Raw genomic sequence first — 21,431 nt, forward strand, 5'->3', positions numbered from 1 at the left:
TATTCCCACCTGGTTTTCCTAATACCTTACCCCTATGCTGAAAAACCACATCAAAATTACCTTCCGCAATTTATGGCGAAACAAAATGTATTCGGGACTCAATATCGGGGGCCTGGCCCTTGGTATGACGGCCTCGATTCTGCTTTTGTTATGGGTGCAGAATGAACTGCGTTTCGATGCCTATCACCAACGGGCAGATCGGATTTATCGGGTGACCAATACGCTCCAAATCAGTCCGCAGGATTCGTGGGTATGGTCTAATTCGCCACTCGTCCTGGGAGATTTTGCCCAAAAGCAAATTCCAGAAGTTGAAAAAGTAGCTCGTTTTCAGAAGCCCTGGAGTCCACTCGTTGTTCGGATAAACCATGAGCTTTTCAAGGAACCAAACGCTGCGTATGTCGACTCCACCTGGTTTGAATTCTTTGATTACCAGTTTGTCATGGGCAGTCCCAAAGTCGTTTTCAAGGACTACAATAGCATCGTTTTAACCCAGTCAAAAGCAAAAACGTTTTTCGGCGATGCCGCTTCGGCTATCGGTCAGACCATTCGACTCGATTCCACAGACTACGTCGTCAAAGGCATCGTCAGGGATAATCCGGCCCAGTCCAGCTTTCAGTTCGATCTGATGTTGCCCATTGCGGCCCTGTTGAAAAATCCGGGAAACGCCGCCAACGATCGCCAGTGGGGAAACTTTAATTATCAACTGTTCCTACAACTGGTGCCTGGCTCCAGTACCAAGGCCGTCGGAGCTAAATTGACGAAGCTCTTTCGTACCTACAAAAAAGACACGCATACCATTGCCAGCCTGCTCCCCCTTACTGACATCCACTTTGCCAAAGGATTTCAGCGGGATGAGTTAGCCAGCGGAAATGAACGTACTACGCAGATTTTGGGTATCGTCGGCTTACTGATTCTCATCATTGCCTGCATCAACTACGTAAACCTGTCCACTGCCCGAGCAAGTACGCGGTCCAAGGAGGTAGGTGTTAAAAAGTTGATCGGGGCCGAACGGGGCCGATTATTTGGGCAGTTTCTGACGGAATCACTGGTCTTTACGTTACTAGCTCTTGGCCTGACGCTCGCGTTAGTAGAGCTGCTGTTACCCTTTTTTAATGACTTCACGAAAAAACACTTTGTGTTCACCCTCAGCGACCCCGGCGTAGCCGGCATACTGCTGGGAACAATGCTGGTGACCATTTTCCTGTCGGGTATTTATCCGGCCCTGCTGCTTTCTTCCTTTCAGCCCATTCAGGTTCTGAAAGGCAATCAGCTGCTAGGAACGAAAACAACGCACTTCCGAAAAGCACTGGTGGTTCTTCAGTTTACCATTTCCATTACCCTAATCATTGGCACGCTGGGGATTTTCAAACAACTTCATTTCATTCAGACACACGATCCGGGGTATTCCCGGGAAGGTGTTTTCAGCCTGGAACTTCCTTCCGACGAGTTCAGAAACCGCAAGGATCGGGAAGCGTTCAAAACTCAGCTTCGTACTCTGACTTCTATTGATGGCGTAACTGCCACCAGTCTTCCGCTCGAAAATAACCCCAACAGTATGTCGGGTAGTCTGCAATGGAAAGGCAAGGCAGAAGACTTCAATCCTACTGTTTCGGCGTTGTCAGTTGAACCTGAGTTCCAGCCTATATTCAACCTTAAACTACTGGAAGGCCGTTGGTTCAGTCATGCCGTACGAATGGATACGGCTAACGTGATTCTTAACGAAAAAGCCGTAAAAACCCTGGGATTGAAACCGCCCTATGTCGGACAATCCATCACGTTTAACGGTAGAGACGGACAAATCATTGGGATTGTCAAAGATTTTCATTTCCGCAATTTTCACGAAGCCATTGCTCCGGCCGTTTTATTCTATGATCTTTCCTGGCAGCGTACGTTTTACGTAAAAGCCTCGCTGACCAATACCTCGCGGGCTCTGGCAGAAACGGAGAAAATCTGGAAACGCTTGTATCCAGACCAGCCCTTTGGGTATCATTTTATGGAAGAAAGCTTTCAGCGGCTACACGAGCAAGAACAACAGACCGGAATACTTTTCAACCTGTTCGCTACGATCGCTATTCTTATTTCCTGTTTAGGTCTTTTTGGATTGGCTACGTATACCGTAGAAGTTCGAACCAAAGAAATCGGTATTCGAAAGGTATTAGGAGCCAGTGTTTTTCATATTTCAAGCCTCATTTCCAAAGACTTCGTTGTCTTGGTACTCATCGCTTTTGCCATGGCCTCGCCCCTGGCCTGGTATGCCCTTGATCGCTGGCTGGAGGGCTTTGCCTACAGGGCCAGCCTGGGCGGGCTTACGTTTGGCATAGGTGGATTGATTGCTCTGGTGATTGCCCTTGTGACCGTTTCTACGCAGGCCATTCGGGCAGCCAATGCCGATCCGGTGAAGAGTCTCAAAAGTGAGTAACGAGTTTACATCTTTTCATCAGAAAGCCCCCTTCCCAACCTTACTATCATGTTCAAGAATTATCTTAAAATCGCTCTTCGCACGCTTTGGCGAAATCGCCTGACGACTAGCATTAATGTCCTGGGTTTGGCGGTAGGGCTTTCGGCCTGTATCGTTATTTTTTTACTGGTTAATTATGAATTTAGCTTTGACCGACATCCACCCGACGCCGATCGGATTTATCGGCTCGTGACGGAGTTCAAATTTGGCGACGATCCGGGACACAACGCCGGCGTTTCTGCTCCCATTCCCGAAAGTATTCGGCGGGAAGTAACGGGTTTGGAGACCGTCGCTGCTTTTCACCAGGAAAGTTTTGAGCAAATTGAAGTGCCTCGCTTGGGGCAAGCACCCATCCTTTTTCCGGCAGCGAAGGAATCCTCTTCTCACATGATCTTTACGGATGCTCAATTCTTTAAGATCTTGCCAGCGGAGTGGATCGCAGGCTCGCCTCAGACGTCGCTCGCCAAACCCAATCAGATCGTCCTGACGCAACGTCTGGCTGAACGTTATTTTGGCGAAGCCTCGTCCAAGGTACTGGGTCGAACGTTACGGGCCGTTTCCTACCAGGATACCCTGGAATTAACGGTATCGGGCCTTGTAAAAAATGCCGTTGAGCGAAGTGACTTTTCGTATCCGGCCTACCTATCCTTGGCTACCCTGACAAGCAGTAAAAAACGTCGCGAAAACTACGGTTTTGACGCCTGGACGAACACCAATGGAGCGTCCCAATGCCTGATAAAAATCGAGCCCGGTGCCAATCCTGATCAACTGGCCCAGAAGGTTACAAAACTGATTGATAGTCATTCCGGGGATTCTTCCATCGAGTGGAAACGCTGGTTTAGTTTTCAGCCTTTATCTGACGTTCATTTCAATCAAACCTACGCCAATGGCTTGCGAATAGCCCACAAGCCTACCCTGTATGGGCTGGCCGCAGTGGGTGTATTTTTACTGCTGCTGGCCTCCATCAATTTTGTGAATCTGTCTACGGCTCACGCCAGTCAGCGAGGCAAGGAAATCGGTATTCGTAAAACCCTAGGCAGTCGCCGCAGTCACCTCATCTCGCAGTTGCTCGGCGAAACGCTGCTGGTAACCGTCGTAGCCGTTTTGTTCTCCATTGCTCTGGCCGAACTGGGTCTGATCTACCTGAGTGAACTGATACCGTCGGGCGTGGAACTGGACTTAAGCCAGCCTACCTTCTGGCTATTCCTGCTGGCCATGGCACTGCTTACGGCTTTGCTAGCCGGTATCTACCCCGGTTTACTGATCTCGCGTTTTATGCCCATTCTTACCCTTCGTGGTACCAACCTTTTTGTTCAGCCGGGAAAAATCGGTCTTCGTCGGGTACTCATCATTTCGCAGTTTGTGATTGCCCAAATGTTCATTATTGGAGCCTTATTCGTTAGTCGGCAATTGCAGTACATGATTCAGAAAGACCTGGGTTTTAACCGGGAAGCTATCGTTACTTTTCGCGTACCGACTAAATACTTCTGGATCAGTGATCAGAACCAACGCATTACGCTGGCCGACCGTATCCGAAAACTTTCGGGCGTCAAACAGGTGAGTTTGGCGAATCAGTCGCCTATTTCTTCGGGCTACAGTTCATCCATGATGAATGCCGTTCGCAACAAACAGAAAGTAGCGATCAATGTGTACCGCAAAGATGGCGATACGCAGTACTTAAGTCTCTTCGGGTTTCATCTGCTGGCGGGGAGAAATTTCGCCGAAAGCGATACCACGAGCGAACTGGTTATCAACGAAACCCTGGCCCGACAGATGGGTTTCCGCCAACCCACGGAGGCCATTGGTCAATTCCTGCAATACGGGAATGGGGCCCAGATTCCGGTGGTGGGGGTTGTACAAGATTTTCATGGTCGTTCATTGCACGAATCCATCCAGCCTACGGCCTTGATGAACAATAGCCCTAGTAGTCTATCCCAATTTAACGTGCGGTTACAAACGGGCAGTGCTCAGGCGTTCGATGCTACACTGGCTCAGATCAAACAACTCTGGAATGAAACGTACCACGGGGAGGATTTTTCGTACACCTTCTTCGACGATGAAATTGCCAAGCTCTACAATAAAGAACGAAATCTGGTAAAGCTCACCAACCTAGCCACGGGAATCGCCATTTTTATCAGTTGTCTGGGCTTATTTGGATTGGTAACTTTTACCGCTGAACGGCGTACCAAAGAAATTGGTATCCGGAAAGTGCTGGGAGCATCAGTTACTCAGCTGGTGGCTTTACTCTCCAAAGAATTTCTGATTCTGGTCGGACTAGCCTTCCTGCTGGCAGCCCCGGCGGCCTGGTATTTACTCCGGGAATGGCTCAATGGTTTTGCCTACCGCACGGAGCTAAGCTGGTGGCTGTTTGCGGCGGCGGGTACGTTAGCGTTGCTGGTTGCCCTGCTGACGGTGAGTACCCAAGCAATCCGGGCGGCGAATGCAAATCCGGTAAAATCATTAAAGGTGGAATAGTATTTCCATTAGCAAGACTCAAAAACTCACAATTGCTTGTGAGTTTTTTTGTATATACGTAACTACAATTAGTACACAAGTCTCTGATCGATCAAACGTCTAATTTTCCAGGCAGACAGTTAATTATTTATCTTAGTATTCTCTTGTCTCGTGAATTCACTTATTCAGCTATTGAAAAAGCAACGTTCACAATTTCCCACGTACCATTCATTTTCACTAACGTCCAATATTCTTTTTCCCAATTAGTAATTTTACCGTTATTCCAATATTAATAGTCGAAGGTAACGCTACCGATAACGTCATCATTAGTGATTATAATATTTTCGCAATCACTCGGTTAGAGCCGAGCAACTTGTTGCGGGAACGGGATAGTTCTGAATGGCAAATCGCGGTGTAGACTTTTTCTGCTATTACTTCTCGAACGCAGGGAAAGGTCTATTTACTTTGTATTTAAATCTCAGTTTTAAACAGCCGCTTAGCTTATCCCGAAAAAATCGATTTTTCGGGATATTTTGTTTGTATTCCTGAGCCGTATACTAAGCATCATAATGCTGATTTAGCTACATTAGTGACATCCATATCAAACCATTGATTTTACTACATGAAACGACTCCTTTGGGGGGCATTCCTATTGTTTGCCCTCGTGCCTTCCACCTCTCAAGCTCAGAAAAAACACGCCTGGGAAACAGCCTCCAGCGGAGGTTATACCTACCGTTACGTCGCGAATGACCCCATGAAAACCCGTTTTTATACTCTCAAAAACGGACTGACGGTTATTTTGACGGTTAATAAAAAAGAACCCCGCATTTTCTCTTTCATGCCCACACGGGCAGGTTCCAACACCGATCCCCGCACCAATACGGGTTTGGCTCACTACCTGGAACACATGCTTTTTAAAGGCACTGATCAATATGGAACGCTAAACTGGGCCAAGGAAAAACCGTTGCTGGATGAGATTAATGCTCTTTACGAAAAGTATCACAGCACCACTGATACGGCTCAACGGAAGGCCATTTACCGCCAGATTGACCAGAAATCGGGCGAAGCGGCCAAGTTTGCCATTGCAAACGAATACGATAAAATGATTGCCAGCATGGGCGGTCAGAATTCCAACGCATTTACGAGTTATGAGGTAACGGCCTACATGGAAGACATTCCTTCCAATGCTCTGGATCGGTATTTGAGCTTGCAGGCCGAGCGTTTCCGCAAACCCGTTTTCCGCATTTTCCACACGGAGTTAGAGGCCGTTTACGAAGAAAAAAACCGTAGCCTGGATAACGACCCCTGGAAGGTGGAAGAGGTAATGATGGCCGCTTTGTTTCCTATACACAACTATGGACAGCAGACCACCATTGGAACCGTTGAGCACCTGAAAAATCCTTCACTGATTGAAATTCGGAAGTATTTCGATAAGTATTATGTGCCGAATAACATGGCTGTCATCATGGCCGGAGATTTCAACCCGGATGAACTGGTTAAGATGATTGATCAGAAATTCAGCTTCTGGAAACCGAAACCCGTTAGCCTGTATAACCCGCCCAAAGAGGCTCCGCTAACGAGTATCCAAACCAAAGAAGTGTATGGCCCCACGCCCGAATCGGTGAGAATTGGATTTCGGTTACCCGGCGTTCTCGATGCCAAAGCATCCATTCTGGAAACGCTGATGGATGAGGTTATGTCCAACTCAGCGGCTGGTCTGATTGACTTGAATCTGAACAAAGGCCAGAAAATTCTGGGTGGCGGCTCGACTATTGAAAAACTGAAAGATTACTCGGTTTGGTCCATGTCGGGTCGTCCGAAAAAAGGACAATCGCTGGAAGAAGTGAAAGATTTATTGATGGGTCAGGTAGCGAAATTGAAGAAAGGTGAGTTTGACGAAAAAATCCTGCGTTCCATCGTCAATAATTATAAACTCAACGCCATTCGCGAACTAGAAAACAACTACAGCCGCGTGTATCCTTTGCTGGAATCATTCACGAATGACAAAGGCGAAAGCTGGCTGGCCTATACCGATCGGCTGGACGCAATGTCGAAGGTTACAAAAGCGGAAGTAGTAGCTTTTGCGAATGAATGGCTGAAGGATAACTATGTGATTGTCTACAAACGCAAGGGCGAAGACAAGAGCATTCAGAAAGTAGATAAGCCCACGATCACGCCCGTGGCTACCAATACCGACAAAGAATCACCCTTCCTGAAAAAGATTGATAACATGCCCATGACGGCGATCAAACCCGTTTGGCTGGATTATCAAAAAGACGTAAAACAGGGTAAAGCGGGAATCGCCGAGGTACTGTACGCCGCAAATACCGAAAACGAAATTTTCCGTCTGGGCTACCGCCTGAAACTCGGTACCTACCACAGCAAATTATTAGGACTGGCCACGCAGTATATCGGTTTGTTAAGCACCGACCAAATGACCGCCGACCAGATCAGCACGGAGTTTTATAATCTGGCCTGTAGTTACACGATTCAGCCGGGGAATGAGTACACTACCATCCGTCTGACGGGCTTGCAGGGGAACTTCACCCCTGCCACCAAACTGCTTGAACAATTGCTCCGCACCTGTAAACCCGATGAGAAAGCTCTGGAAGAACTGAAAGGTCGCCTGCTGAAACAACGGGCAGATAATAAACTCAACAAGGGTAGTATCATGCAGGGTTTGATGCAGTACGCCGAATACGGTGCTAAAAATCCGTTTAATAATCAGTTGAGTAATGAAGAACTGGAAAAGGTAACTGCTACTGAACTCGTGAATTTCATTCATTCATTGGTAACGATGCCTCATCAAATCATCTATTACGGTCCGCTGACGTTACCTCAGTTTGAACAACAAATCGTAGCTCTGCACGCATTACCAGCCTCATTTGCGGCGGTTCCGGCCAAGCAGGAATTCAAACAATTGAAACAGTCAGCAAACGAGGTATTATTCGCCGATTATGACATGGTTCAGTCGGAAATTTCCTGGATTCGGAACACGGAGACGTATAATCCCGCCGAGACGCCAACGATTGAGTTTTTCAATAACTATTTTGGTGGAGGAATGGCTTCGGTGGTGTTCCAGACACTTCGGGAATCGAAGGCTCTGGCCTACTCTACGTATGCGTATTACAATACGCCAGCCAAGAAAAATGATGACTATACACTCATTGCCTACATCGGTTGTCAGGCTGATAAATTACCCGAAGCCGTTGCGGGCATGAATGAATTACTGAATAAACTTCCTGAATCTCCCGTAGCCCTGGAATCGGCGAAAAAAGGGATGAAGAAGTCACTGGAAACGGAACGCGTTCTTCAGGACGGAGTGATTTACAATTACCTGGCCGCTCAGGAAAAAGGGCTGAATTACGACGAACGGGAAAAGATATACGCTGCTTTGGATCAACTCACTTTTGCCGATCTGAAGAAGTTTAGCGAGAAAGAATTAGCGAACAAACCCTACACCTACTGTATTGTAGCCTCGGAAAATAAAGTACCGCTGGCTTCTCTAAATAAATACGGAACGGTGAAGAAGGTAACTCTGGAAGAGATTTTCGGGTATTAATGAAAAGCAGGCCGGATGTAAAACCCGGCCTGCTTTTTCAATTCTAAAAGATTTCCTTCTCCGTAGAGACGCAATAAAATCGCGTCTGGGTAGGAGGCTGTTTCTGTCTTCGCTATGCCCAATGGTCCCAGCCAAATTCTCCATAAAGCTGCTGTTTCAGATTGGTATTCTGTAAGGGATTTACAATCCCAATGATGGATCACAGATCCTCCACAGACAGATTTTGGATTACAAACCCGAAACAGCTTATGGTATTGTCCTTACGCATTTACCAACGTTTCAATCTCCATTTTCTTCATTTTCATAAAGGCGGCTCCAACCCTGGGAGCCTTTTCCGGATTGGACATCAGTTGCCCTAGCATGGATGGAATCACCTGCCACGAGACACCAAACGGATCCTTACACCAGCCGCATATGCCTTCCTGACCTTTCTCGGTGAAATGATTCCAGTAATGATCAATTTCTTCCTGCGTGTCACAACTAATGACCATCGAAATACCTTCATTGAAAGTAAACGGCTGCGGAACCGCACTATCCATGGCCATAAATAACTGATCGTTCAGTTTAAAACGGGCGTGAACTACGCTAGCATACAGCTTTACCTGACCGGGTTCATAACGAGCAATGAATACTTCTTCAGTACCGTTAAAGACATCCCTATAAAACGAGATAGCCTCTTCGGCTTTGCCCTGCTGATCGCCGCAAAACATGAATAAAGGCACGATACTTTGTCCCACTTCTGCTACTTTACCCAGTGATAATTGCCAGGTAACTCCGTACCGATCCTGCACCCAGCCGTATACTTCACTCCAGTCGTAACTCCCCAGAGGAATAAACGCTTCGCCTTCCACCATCAATTCATTCCAGATGTTTTCAAGCTCCTCGGGATCTTCGAGCGTTACGTAAAACGAAATTGAGGCATTGGGCTGGTATTCAGGCCCTCCATTCAAAGCCATGAAAGGATTCCCGTCCAGCTCAAAATAACTAACCATAGGGTTACTACTTTTTATGGAAGAATTCCTGAACAGAGACACATATAACTTGGCGGCTTCCTGGGCCTTTCCATCAAACCAAAGACAGGGATACAGGGCTGGTTTCATACGTTTCTAGCTAGAGGCTTCGCAAATGTCCTTTAATTTTTTCAGAGCTCGCGGCCAGGTTTCATTGAAGTAATCGATGTGTTTTTCGGTTGTATCCACATCGACGGTAAGGGTAGTTACTCCATCTTTTTCGTCAAAGGTATAATTCTCCAGCGATCCAGCCCATTCTTCTACCGCTGGGCCTTCGGTGACTTCCTCTCCTTCTGAAAGAACCCCATAATGCTCAATGGAAACAAAGGTAGCAGGAATGTTTTCCCGGATTTTAGCGACCATTCCTTGTTTTTTTCCATCTTCACCTATGGCCGTAAAAATGATCTTTGCTCCTTTCGCCCAACTACCATCAAAGTCTGAGGTAGGGCCAAATTCCGCCGTCCAGAGTTTATAGGATTCCTGATTGAGCATCAAATCATAAACCCGACTGTCACTGGCGTTAATATCTATTTTATACTGCTGAGTTTTCATAGCCATGACTGTTTGAGATTAAGAAAAGCGTTTCGTAGCTTATTCCATACACATTACGAAACCTCAAAGTAGATTTACTGCATCGAAAAAAAGCCAAACGGATTTCCTTCTGTATCGGTACAGATGGAGCAAAAGCCAAATTCTCCAATCGAAAACTTTGATCGAATGACCTGACCACCCGCTTGTTCCACCCGGCTTTCTTCTTCCGTACAATTCTGCGTTGGGAAGTATACCATCGTATTCACGCAATGGCCATCGCCTTCCTTGGTTCCCGGCATTTCGATCAGGGCACCGCTGACCCCCTGATTTTCCATGGGCGAAAAGAAAGCCATTTTCATTTCTCCTGCGTCGCCCGGAGCCGGAGCATCCGTAAATTTTGTACCTATTACTTCACTGTAAAATTTCTTGGCCCGCTCGATGTCTGTTGTGTAGATTTCAAACCAGCAGATGATGTTTTCGTTCATAGGAATTGAGGTAGTTAGGCTGTAGCCTGCTTCGTTTGGTGTATTTTTCAGAATTTCAATGCATAATTAATCATCCAGCATACCCCGTATTGGTCTTTGAAGCTGCCAAAATAATCACCCCAAAACATATCAGCCAGAGGCATTTCTACCTCTCCACCCTCAGAAAGAGCAGCAAACAGACGATCGGCTTCTGCTCTACTCTCGGCGTGCAGTGAAATGTAATGGTTTGTTCCCTGCGTGAATGAATGCCCGTAGGATTTGATAATATCTGACCCCATCAAAACTTGACCGTTACTTAAAAGAATACTGGCATGCATGATCAGGTTTTTCTCTTCTTCCGTAAAATTTTCTACCCCCGGAGCCTCACGCATTTTTTGAATAACTAATTCACCGCCAAACACAGATTGATAAAACTGGAACGCTTTTTCCGTCTGGCCATCGAAGTTGAGATAAGGATTCAGTTGTAACATGGTTGATTCATTTAGGATTGATTTGCCGGACTGCCTGTTGCGTAGGAAGCAGATTTTCTGCGTGTTAAAGAGCCTTGGCCTTTGTTATTAGCCCTGGCAAACTTACTTTGGTGGAAGAAAAGAGAAGGGGGTACAAAGTGCCAATTAGCAGGGGTATTTGTGACATTTATCCGTTCAACCCAAAGGTTTTCATGCAATTATCCATTCTACTTACCCAGAACCACCGCCTGCTCAGTGTAGCAGCCATCATTGATGTATTCGAAACGACCAATCGTTTTCTGGAAGAAGAAAAGCTGGATCGTCAGTTTGACATTCAGTTCATTGGACTTAATCCTGAATTGCCTTCTAGTTTCAGCCAATACCCCTATCGTGTCCTTTCGGAAGTCAGTGAAAAGAGCGATCTGATCTTTATTCCAGCTTTCAGATCGGATGATATGGCCCAAACCATTCAGGAAAACGCTGAATTTATTGGCTTTCTGCATCGCCAGTTTCAGATGGGAGCCAACCTCATCAGTCTTTGCACGGGCTCCTTTCTCTTGGCCGCGGGAGGCTTACTCAACGGTCGTCAGGCCACGACGCACCTTGAAGCCGTTGATGCCTTTGCTCAGTTATTTCCGTCGGTACAGCTTCAACCGCACGCGATCATTACTCAAAGCGAGAATATTTATACCAGTGGCGGAGCAACGAGCAGTTTTCACATGAAGCTGTTACTCATTCAGCAACATTGCGGACGGGAAATGGCGGTACGAATTGCCAAGACATTCGCCATTGATATGGATCGAAACAACCAGTTATATTTTGAGCATTTCAAACCCTCGATTACCAATGATGATGCTCTTGTTCGAACGGTTCAACTGACCATTAATAAACGTTTCGGTGAAATCAAAAATGTAGAAGAAGCCCTGGACGAAGTACCTTCGAGTCGTCGAAATATCATCCGCCGATTCAAGCAGGCCACGGGCATGACGCCCATTCGTTATTTGCAAAAAACAAAAATTGAAGCGGCGAAAGGTATGCTCGAAACAACCCATAAAGATATGGTTGAAGTAATGGTCGCGTCGGGTTATAACGATATGAAGAATTTTCGATTACTGTTTAAAAACCTGACCGGGTTAACCCCGAAGGAATACCGCGATAAATTTGGTATCGGCTCCATGATGACCGCCCGACCCGCGTCAGTAGCTCATGAGTAACCTTGTAGAGACGCGACTTCATCGCGTCTGGCAGGGAAATGAGTGCAATACAGAGGTTAATAAAACTACCTCTTCCCCAATACAAATAAGGTTCACGTAACGAATAATCGCGTCTGGCAGGAAAATGAAAGCCATACAGAGGTTAATAAAACCACCTCTTCCCCAATGCAAATAAGGTTCACGTAATAAAATCGCGTCTCTACGTTAAAAATCGGGTTATTACTCTGATTTCAGACTCTTCACCGGATCGGCATTGGCTGCCCGGATGGCCTGACTGCTCACGGTTAATAAAGCTATGCACACAGCCATTACGCCTGCTCCAGCGAATATCCACCAGCTTAGTTCCGTTCGGTAAGCGAAGCTCGTTAACCATTCGTGCAGAAAATACCAGGCAGCCGGAACAGACAGAACAAAGGCCAGCCCTAACAAGAGCAGAAACTCTTTAGATAATAAAGTAACAATTTGAAGAACCGAGGCTCCCAACACTTTTCGAATCCCTATTTCTTTGGTCCGACGCTCGGCTGAAAAAGTAATCAACCCGAACAATCCCAGACAACTGATCAGAATAGCAATTCCGGTGAAGAGATTGACTAACTTACTAAGGTTCTGTTCTTTCTCGTAAAGCTTCGCGATAGATTCATCAAAAAACTTATAATCAAAACTATAAGCTGGGTACGTTTCCAACCACAATTGTTTGATCTGAGCGAGGGTTGCTGCTGCGGTTTGCAGGTTGCTTAGCTTGATATGAAAATCTCTTTGAGCACTTTTATCATTCATTAACGCTACAGATCCTATTTCTTTGTGTAAGGTCTCAAAGTGAAAATCCTGAATGACTCCCACAATGGGAATAGGCTTATTATCAAGTGTCACAAATTTCCCAATCGCCTCCTGCGGGTGCTTGAAGCCCAGGTTTCTGGACATGGTTTTGTTAATTACAAACTCATTGATAGTATCACTTTTCACAAAATTACGCCCTGCCAAAAACTTAAAACCGTAAACAGAGATGTAATGAATATCCCCTGGCTTCAACCCAACAGTGAGTGACTTTTTCTCTTTTCCAGTTACAAAATCCAGGAACATAAACGACTTGCCATCTTGCAGAGGTGACTCGTTTGACAGGCTAACGCCTTCAACTCCGGCAAGCTTTCGAATACGGTCCGCTAAAGTATATCGCTGCCCTTTTTCCTGCTTATACCTGAAGGCTTCATCCGGTAAGTTTACCCGAATGATTGCATCCTTACTAAATCCGAGATCCGAATAAATCATAAAATGCAATTGCCTTCCCATGAATAAAGCGGCAATGATGAATGCCTGAGCTATTGTAAATTGTCCGACAATGAGTCCCCGCCGAAGGCCCATTCTCTGCGACGAAGCCAAGGCCCATTGATTTTTTAAAGCTATTACTGGAGAAAAACCGGAAATAACCAAACCGGGATAAAAACCCGCTAAAAGTGAGGTAAGAAGAGTAATACCTATCAGGAACAGCCAGAATTTCAGTTCACCTAAGGGTAATTGTAACCCTTCGGGTAACAGATCGCTCAGATAAATCAAACCCACTTCGGCCCCAAAGACCGATAACCCTACTCCTATGAGCGTCACTAGCAGCGTCTCGCCTAAGGATTGGAAAATCAGATTCCTTCGACGACTTCCCAGCGTTTTACGAATGCCTATTTCTTTGGCACGCTGGCTAGCGTGAGCAGTATTGAGATTGACAAAATTGATACAGGCTAAAAGTAATAAAGCTACACCAACCATACTCAACCCCACGAGTGTAGGCCGGTGAGCAATCCGGTGTCCAGAGGGATAATTCTGATTAAAATGGACATCGCTTAGTGATTGAAGCCGATAGAAAATATCAAAACTAACAGCATTTTTTGGGGTGTGAGCGGCCACAAAAGTGTTCATGTTTTTAGTTATCCGATCCAGGTTGGCCTCAGGTTGAACTTTAACCAGACACTGAGAAGAAGAATTTACCCCACTCCAGAGTGTTAATCCTAAAACGTCCCGCGAAGGAGCCACATTCCTGTAGGTAGCTAAAGAGATATAGGAAGGAAATTGGAAATCGCTATGTACTACCGGATCCTTGATCAGGCCTGAAACCTGAAGTTGAAGCGTATCAGAATAGATTACCATCTGTAATTCCTGACCAATAACCCATGGTGAAGCCAATCCATACAAACGTTTGGCTTCACTTTCGGTCAACACAATCTGATTCGGTTTCGTCAAAGCAGTCTCGGGTGATCCAATAAGCCACTGAGCAGGCATTATTTTGAAAAAATTTTCATCTACAACTACAGAAAATTCTCCAGAATCAAAGGGATTTTTAAAGTTGATAGTAGCCTGTTTTCCGTGCTTGACAGTAGTCATGGCAGGAATTACCTTATGAAAAGCAGAAACCACTTCAATACCCGGAATTGCTTTTTTAATAATCTCAGGAACGGGTGCTGGTAAGCCACTACTGTGTCCTTCCTCACCACCAAATTTCAAATCGGTTACCAATCGATACATACGTTCATGATCGAGATGGTGGCGATCATAGCTGAATTCTAAATCAACCAATAGAAAAATAACGATACAAGCCGATATGCCAATGGATAATCCCAAGACATTAATGCTACTCGTCAATCGATTTCGCCAGAAGTTTCGAAAGGCAATTTTGATATAGTTCCTGATCATATGGTTAAGGGGAATTAACAAATTAAACGGGACAAAAAGTCACGGAGTAACCCAGCGGAACTCTGTCCAACGCTGGGTTACTCCGTGACTTTATAAGCTTTACTCTGACTTCAGACTTTTCACCGGATTCATCAGAGCGGCAGTAATGGCCTGGTAACTCACTGTGATTAGGGTAATAATCAAGGCTCCCATACCTGCGACGATAAAAACCCACCAGTGAATGGTCGTACGATACTCATATTTTTCGAGCCAGTCGGCCATGAAGTAATAGGCCATCGGAATGGCAATTCCGCAGGAAAGTAACACCAGCACTATAAAATCTTTTGACAATAGTTGCCACAGACTCAGCACCGAAGCTCCCAATACTTTCCGAACGCCGATTTCTTTGGTTCGCTGTTCGGCAACGAAGGATGCTAACCCGAACAAACCTAAACAGGAAATCAGAATCGCCAAGATGGCAAACAAACCCGCCAGTGTTCCGACTTGCTCCTCGGCAGCAAATTTTTGACCATAACTCGCATCCGCAAATTGATAATCAAAGGGAGCCGCTGGAATGATTCGTTTGAAAACGGCTTCCAGCTTCGCAAGGGATTCATGGGTACTTTTTTTCGAATTAAGTCTGAAAATCATCCAGTTGAAATTATCGATGTGTGGGAAATAGATGGCTGGCTTCACAGGAGCATAGGGTGAGCTAACTACCATATCTTTCACGACACCAATAATCGTATAGTCCTTCGCCTCTCCTTTACTACCCCAGGTTATTACTTTACCGAGCGGATCTTTGATTTGGGTAAATTGGGCAGCGGATTCATTAAGGATAATGGCAGAAGAATCCGTAGCGTGAGCGGTAGACAAGTCCCGACCTTCAAGAAACTGCCAGCCTACTGTTTTTCCATAGTCATGGGTGATGAAAATTGTGGCGAATTCTACATCCCTATTGGGATCTTTTCCCTGCCAGGAGAAGGCTGAACTGTTCGACCAAACATCGGTTAAAGGGCTGGAAGATTCCGTCATTTCCTCAATCGCTCCTATCCTTTTGAGCTCGTTTCGCAGCACATCATATTTACCGAAAAAGTCAGGCGATTTCATCTGAATCATCACTAACCCTTCCCGCTTAAAGCCCGCCGGACGGCTCTTGGAATACTGAACTTGCTGATAAACAATGACGGTTCCGATCATTAGTGTAATGGAAACCGTAAACTGCAATACCACCAGCACCTTACGCGGTAAAGCAGCCATCTGCCCCACCCGAAAGGTACCCTTTAATACTTTCACGGGCTGGAAGGAGGATAGATATAAGGCCGGGTAACTCCCCGCGAGTAAGCTGGTGAGGAGCATAAATCCAATACTAAAGAGCCAGAAATAGGGATTTTTCCAAAGAAAGGTAATTTCCTTATTAGCGACCTGATTGAACCAGGGCAGCGAAATTTCCACTATCAAAATGGCTAAGGCAAAAGCCAACAGAACCACCAGCAGGGATTCCGTGAAAAACTGAGTAATTAGCTGCTGACGAATCGATCCAATGGCTTTGCGAATGCCTACTTCTTTGGCTCGTTTTTCGCTCCGGGCCGTGCTCAGGTTCATAAAATTAATGCAAGCCAGTAGTAATACGAAAACACCAATGATGGCAAATAACCAGACGTATTCGATAGCTCCGCCCGTTTGGTATCCTTTCTTATCCCAATTCGAGTACAAGTGCCATTGGGTCATAGGATGCACAAAAATGGCGGCTTTGTACCTTTGATCCTCCTTACTTACTTTATTGAATTTAACATTGACAATAGCCCGGCTCACGGTTTCAAAATCGGCATGATCAGCGATTTGGACGAAGAGTTGAAAGGAATTATTACCCCATTGCGTTTTTGCCCGTTCCAGCCAGTGTTCGCTTGTTACATACAAATCCCAGGGAGCTATGAAGTTTACTTCCCGAAACCGGGAATGGTTAGGTACGTTTTCGTAAACGCCCGTTACTTTAACTTCCAACTTATTATCGATTCTTAAAACCTTATTTATAGGATCCATATTCCCAAATAAGGATTGAGCCGTTGATTCTGAGAGGAGAATGGAATGCGGGTCTTTTAATCCCTCCAGCGTACCACGCTTCATTCGTAGCGACAAGATCTTGGGAGCATCAATCCCCATGTACAAGCCCGAAGGCGACAGTTTTTTATCGCCATACGTCAGAATATGACTGCCTTCCCAGGAAGCTGAAGCGAGATACTTGAAATACCCCCCGTAAGTATCCCGTAGTTCTTTCTCTAAAGGAAAAGGAATAGCCATTTGCGTACCTACTTCACCGTTAAGCGTTTGCTGCTGCATGACTTGCCCTACCCGATCATAATTCTGTTGATGGGTATCATACGAAAGCTCATCGTGAATCCACAAGCCGATCAGCAAAGCAACGGACATTCCCACGGCTAATCCACCGACGTTAATAAAGGAATATACCTTATTTTTTAACAGGTTACGAATGGCGATGAGGAAGTAGTTACGTAGCATAGTATTGATTTTTAACCCCAGCGTTACCAGGAGTGGTTAGACTGTTTCAATCAGGTATCTATCGACGATTACTTGCAGCGAATCTGAGTAACGCTACGTTTACTTACGTTTATTCCGATTTCAGACTTTTCACCGGATTAACCAAAGCCGCCTTGACGCTCTGAAAACTTACTGTAATGAGAGCAATGGCAATGGCCAGCAAACCTGCCACCGCAAACACCCACCATTCCAGCGAAATGCGGTAGGCAAAATCCTGAAGCCATTCGTTCATGGCGTACCAGGCCAGCGGAATAGCCATCAGAAAGGCAATACCTACCAGTTTAAGAAAATCGCGGGAGAGCAGGGCCAGAATACTCCCCGTTGAAGCCCCTAATACTTTACGAACGCCAATCTCTTTCGTCCGTTGCTGGGCGGTGAACGTGGCTAAGCCAAAGAGTCCCAGGCAAGCTACGAAGATGGTTAAACCCGCAAAAATGCTCAGGATCGTTCCCGTTTTCTGTTCCTCCTGATACGTATTCGAAAAACGATCATTCAGGAAAGAATAACTGAAGGGAACCTCCGAGGGGTAACGGTTCCATTCCCGTTGCATGGTTTGCAGTAAGCCCGCCAGATCTCTGGTTTTCGTTTTGATAATCAGGTTCCCGGCCTGGCTATTCTGAATCATAACCAGCGGAGTAATAAGCTCGTGTAAGGACCGAAAATGAAAGTCTTTCACCACACCAATAACCCGATAGGTGGTAGCTATTCCATTATTTTCCCGGCTCGTTACCGTACGACCAAGCACATTACCTTTCCAGCCCAGCGAGCGAACGGCCGCTTCGTTAAGAATAATACCCGATGAATCGGTAGCGAACTTTTCGGAAAAATTCCGCCCTTCTACGACCTGAATACCCAACGTTGGAATGTACTGTGGATCAACATCGTACCGCAGGGTTTTAACGAGCAAGTCGGGGTTACGATCGGGAGCTACAAAGAAGTTATTATTACTGCTGGGTCCTGCCGGAATAAATTCGGAAGAGCTAATGGACTGTATGCGTGAATCGCCTGATAATCGCTGACGAAACGCCGCCTGGTTCTGATGTAAAGCCCAGGTTTCGGGCAGAATAATTACCTCTTCTTTCTGATAGCCCAGTTCCTTATGTTCAATAAACGAGAGCTGACGATAGACCACCGTTGTGCAAATCATCAGGGCAATGGATATGAAGAACTGAAACACGACAAGTCCATTTCTAAAACTCAGACTTCCCTGCCCCATTTTAATCGTATTCCCTCCACCTTTCAAAACGGATAAAGGTTTAAAGGAAGAAAGGAAAAACGCGGGGTAACTGCCCGCCAGTAAGCCCACAACTACTACCAGCAAGACCAAGCCCAGTAACACAAGTGGGTTAATTAGAAGTGGGATTCCTAAATGCTTCCCTGACAGTTGGTTAAAGGCGGGTAGAGCCAAATCGACCATCCATAACGCCAGAAATAAGGCAATACCCGTCAGTAAAATGGATTCAAACAAAAACTGACGCATTAACTCCGACTGAGCCGAGCCTAATACCTTGCGAATGCCTACTTCGCGAGCTCGTTTGGAGGCCCCTGCCGAAGACAAATTCATAAAGTTGATGCAGGCAACGAGTAACATCAACAGAGCGATGGCCCCGGCGATGTACACCGTCTGGGCATTTCCGGGAGCAGAAAGATCGTAGGGAAAATCAGAATGCAGGTGAATGTCGGTGATGGGTTGCAGAAACAGCCCCACTGAGTTACCCTTTTTCCAGAAATCTGCATAGCTCATGCCAAAGGCTTTTTCCAGTTGCGGCCCGAGTTTTGAAGCGACGACCTTGGGTAATTTGGCTTCCAGCTTTTTGTAATCCGATCCTTCCCGGAGGACGAGATAGGTAAAAAACTCGGAGGTCATCCAGGAGTTAGACTGAGCTTCGGCCAAACCTGCCATTGAAGCTAGCATATCGAAATGAACGTGTGAATTTTCGGGAATGTCCTGCATGACACCCGTCACCTGAAAAGAGCTTTTCCAGTCTTTTATTTCCAGCACTTTTCCAACGGGGTCGGCCTCACCGAAATATTTTCGAGCCACCGTTTCCGAGATTACTATCGACGAAGGTTTAATCAGAGCCGTCTTCGGATTACCTTTTAAAAGAGGCAAAGTAAAGACCTGAAAAATGTTTGAATCGGCATAAACCAGTACACTTTCCCGCAGACTCTTGTTCCCATAACTTACGAAAGGCTTTCCGGCCATGCGGAAGCGGGTGGCCTGTTCCACCTCAGGAAAGGTACTTCTCAGCGTACGAGCCGTTGGAGGCATGACGTGAGCGTCTTTGATGGCTCCGCCCTGGGTATTTCCCCTAAATACCACCCGAACGATGCGATCTGCTTTTTCGTGAAAGCGATCATAACTTAGCTCATCCGTTACGAAAAGCATAATCAACAGACAGGTGGCCAGCCCTAAAGCCAACCCCGTAATATTAATCAGCGTGAAGGCCCGATTCCGAACCAAATTCCGCCAGGCAACGATGAAGTAGTTTCTAAGCATAACTCGCGATTCTTTTGCCAGGGGTGTTCAATTTTTATGCCGCAATCCCATATTTATATACAATGATTTGATTATCAGTAATTTAATATTTAAAAAAGGATTTTGTTGTTCGATAATGAACAGTCAGTAGTTCGATACCGGACAGCACATTACTTCTACCCAGATGCGACTGCATCGTCCGCAGTCGCTCGGCTCTGCCGAGTGACAACCTGGCTGTAGACCTCTGGCCGTCTGATGCTAAGAAATCACTAGTGTAGCTGAACGTTTGTTGGGGGGATAAACCATTTCATTACCTATTTCTCGCCATGGCTGGTGTCTCCACCAGACATTCATAAAAGCATAATGGTTGCGTGGGGATACCAACTTGGGCAGTAGAAATCTGACGGATAACAAAAACCGCCTCTACCCAGACGCGATTAATCGCGTCTCTACTACTTGGCTCGTTGAAGTGAGAGACTATTTTATGACCTATTTATTTGATTCCATTTCTCACCAATAATCACCCCCTACTCATACCAATTGGCATATATTTTTCGCTAATTTTATAAATACTACACCTGTCTATTTGACACTTTGTCATTACAGCAGTCGTGTATTCAACCGAAAGAAAAAAGTATATGGCCTTCATTGATTATTATCAGATTTTGGGTCTGGATAAATCTGCTTCCGACGACGCCATTAAGAAAGCGTATCGGAAACTGGCCCGAAAATACCATCCTGACGTTAACCCTAACGACGCCGAAGCTACGCTTAAATTTCAGCAGGTAAATGAAGCGAATGAGGTTTTGAGCGATCCTGAGAAAAGAAAAAAATACGACAAGTACGGGGAGAACTGGCAGCAAGCCGAGCAATACGAAGCCTACGAACAGGCCCGACGAGCTCAGGGAGCCAACGCCGGAGCTAGTGGTGGTTCTGGAGGGGGCGGCGGTAGTTGGTTTGGCGGTGACGCTGGTGACTATTCCGAATTTACGGGAGATAATTTCTCTGACTTCTTCCAGTCGATGTTTGGTAATCAGGGTGGAAGTAGCCGCCGGACGCAGTCGCGTTTCCGTGGACAGGATTATAACGCCGAACTCCAGTTAAATCTCCGGGACGTTTATGAAACGCACAAGCAAACCCTTACCGTCAATGGCAAGAACATTCGCATTACCATTCCGGCGGGCGTTGCTCATGAACAGGTCATTAAGCTTAAGGGGTACGGTGCTCCAGGACAAAATGGCGGGCCGGACGGCGATCTGTACATTACTTTTAAAATTGCCGAAGACCCCGTTTTCAAACGTCAGGGTAATGACTTACAAGCCACTTTTGACCTGGACTTATACACGGCTATTCTGGGCGGTGATGTAACGATTGAGACGCTCAATGGCAAGGTTAAAATTCCCATCAAGCCAGAAACGCAGAACGGAACGAAAGTCCGGTTGCGGGGCAAGGGCTTTCCCGTGTACAAAAAAGAAGGTGAGTTTGGTGATTTGATTATTACCTGGAATATCAAAATACCTACGAACCTGACGGACCGACAAAAGGAATTGTTTAAGGAAATAGCTCAATTGTAAG

At 46.0% G+C, this 21,431-nt stretch carries 12 protein-coding genes; 5 read left to right on the top strand and 7 right to left on the bottom strand.

Going from position 1 to position 21,431, the window contains the following annotated elements; translation table 11 throughout:
- The first annotated feature begins 34 nt into the window (after window positions 1–34).
- The 3 genes from QE390_RS01755 to QE390_RS01765 all read left to right on the top strand — a co-directional run bounded on the left by QE390_RS01755 (window position 35) and on the right by QE390_RS01765 (window position 8,474).
- Window positions 35–2,419: an ABC transporter permease gene (locus QE390_RS01755; protein WP_307140855.1), complete on the top strand. Its 2,385-nt coding sequence runs from the start codon at window positions 35–37 to the stop codon at window positions 2,417–2,419.
- Window positions 2,420–2,467: 48 nt separating this feature from the next.
- The gene (locus tag QE390_RS01760) at window positions 2,468–4,933 is read left to right on the top strand and encodes an ABC transporter permease (protein ID WP_307140856.1); all 2,466 of its coding nucleotides are present in this window, start codon (window positions 2,468–2,470) and stop codon (window positions 4,931–4,933) included.
- 601 nt (window positions 4,934–5,534) lie between these two features.
- Window positions 5,535–8,474 (top strand): pitrilysin family protein, encoded by a 2,940-nt coding sequence (locus QE390_RS01765; protein WP_307140857.1) that lies wholly within the window; start codon window positions 5,535–5,537, stop codon window positions 8,472–8,474.
- A 260-nt stretch (window positions 8,475–8,734) separates the two neighbouring features.
- Here QE390_RS01765 and QE390_RS01770 read toward each other — a convergent pair whose 3' ends face one another.
- From QE390_RS01770 to QE390_RS01785, 4 genes are all read right to left on the bottom strand, one after another.
- Window positions 8,735–9,574, bottom strand: a complete 840-nt coding sequence (locus tag QE390_RS01770; RefSeq protein ID WP_307140858.1) for a VOC family protein — start codon at window positions 9,572–9,574, stop codon at window positions 8,735–8,737.
- 6 nt (window positions 9,575–9,580) lie between these two features.
- A complete protein-coding gene (locus QE390_RS01775) occupies window positions 9,581–10,036 on the bottom strand; it encodes an SRPBCC domain-containing protein (RefSeq protein ID WP_307140859.1) in 456 nt (151 codons plus the stop codon).
- Between the two features lie 74 nt (window positions 10,037–10,110).
- A complete protein-coding gene (locus QE390_RS01780; RefSeq protein ID WP_307140860.1) occupies window positions 10,111–10,500 on the bottom strand; it encodes a VOC family protein in 390 nt (129 codons plus the stop codon).
- A 47-nt stretch (window positions 10,501–10,547) separates the two neighbouring features.
- Entirely contained in the window at window positions 10,548–10,970 is a 423-nt protein-coding gene (locus tag QE390_RS01785; RefSeq protein ID WP_307140861.1) for a VOC family protein, read from the bottom strand.
- A 191-nt stretch (window positions 10,971–11,161) separates the two neighbouring features.
- Here QE390_RS01785 and QE390_RS01790 point away from each other — a divergent pair, with 191 nt between their 5' ends.
- Complete coding sequence (locus tag QE390_RS01790; protein WP_307140862.1) at window positions 11,162–12,163, top strand: GlxA family transcriptional regulator; 1,002 nt, start codon at window positions 11,162–11,164, stop codon at window positions 12,161–12,163.
- A 219-nt stretch (window positions 12,164–12,382) separates the two neighbouring features.
- Here the strand turns inward: QE390_RS01790 and QE390_RS01795 are convergent, their stop codons facing one another.
- From QE390_RS01795 to QE390_RS01805, 3 genes are all read right to left on the bottom strand, one after another.
- Window positions 12,383–14,839, bottom strand: a complete 2,457-nt coding sequence (locus QE390_RS01795; protein ID WP_307140863.1) for an ABC transporter permease — start codon at window positions 14,837–14,839, stop codon at window positions 12,383–12,385.
- A gap of 99 nt (window positions 14,840–14,938) precedes the next feature.
- Window positions 14,939–17,338: an ABC transporter permease gene (locus QE390_RS01800; protein WP_307140864.1), complete on the bottom strand. Its 2,400-nt coding sequence runs from the start codon at window positions 17,336–17,338 to the stop codon at window positions 14,939–14,941.
- A gap of 109 nt (window positions 17,339–17,447) precedes the next feature.
- On the bottom strand, window positions 17,448–19,877 hold the full coding sequence (locus tag QE390_RS01805) for an ABC transporter permease (protein WP_307140865.1): 2,430 nt from the start codon (window positions 19,875–19,877) through the stop codon (window positions 17,448–17,450).
- Window positions 19,878–20,494: 617 nt separating this feature from the next.
- On the opposite strand from QE390_RS01805, the gene QE390_RS01810 reads away from it, so the two are divergent.
- The gene (locus tag QE390_RS01810; protein WP_307140866.1) at window positions 20,495–21,430 is read left to right on the top strand and encodes a J domain-containing protein; all 936 of its coding nucleotides are present in this window, start codon (window positions 20,495–20,497) and stop codon (window positions 21,428–21,430) included.
- The last annotated feature ends 1 nt before the right edge of the window (window position 21,431 follow it).

Source organism: Siphonobacter sp. SORGH_AS_1065 (assembly GCF_030818595.1).
Classification (GTDB): Bacteria; Bacteroidota; Bacteroidia; order Cytophagales; family Spirosomataceae; genus Siphonobacter.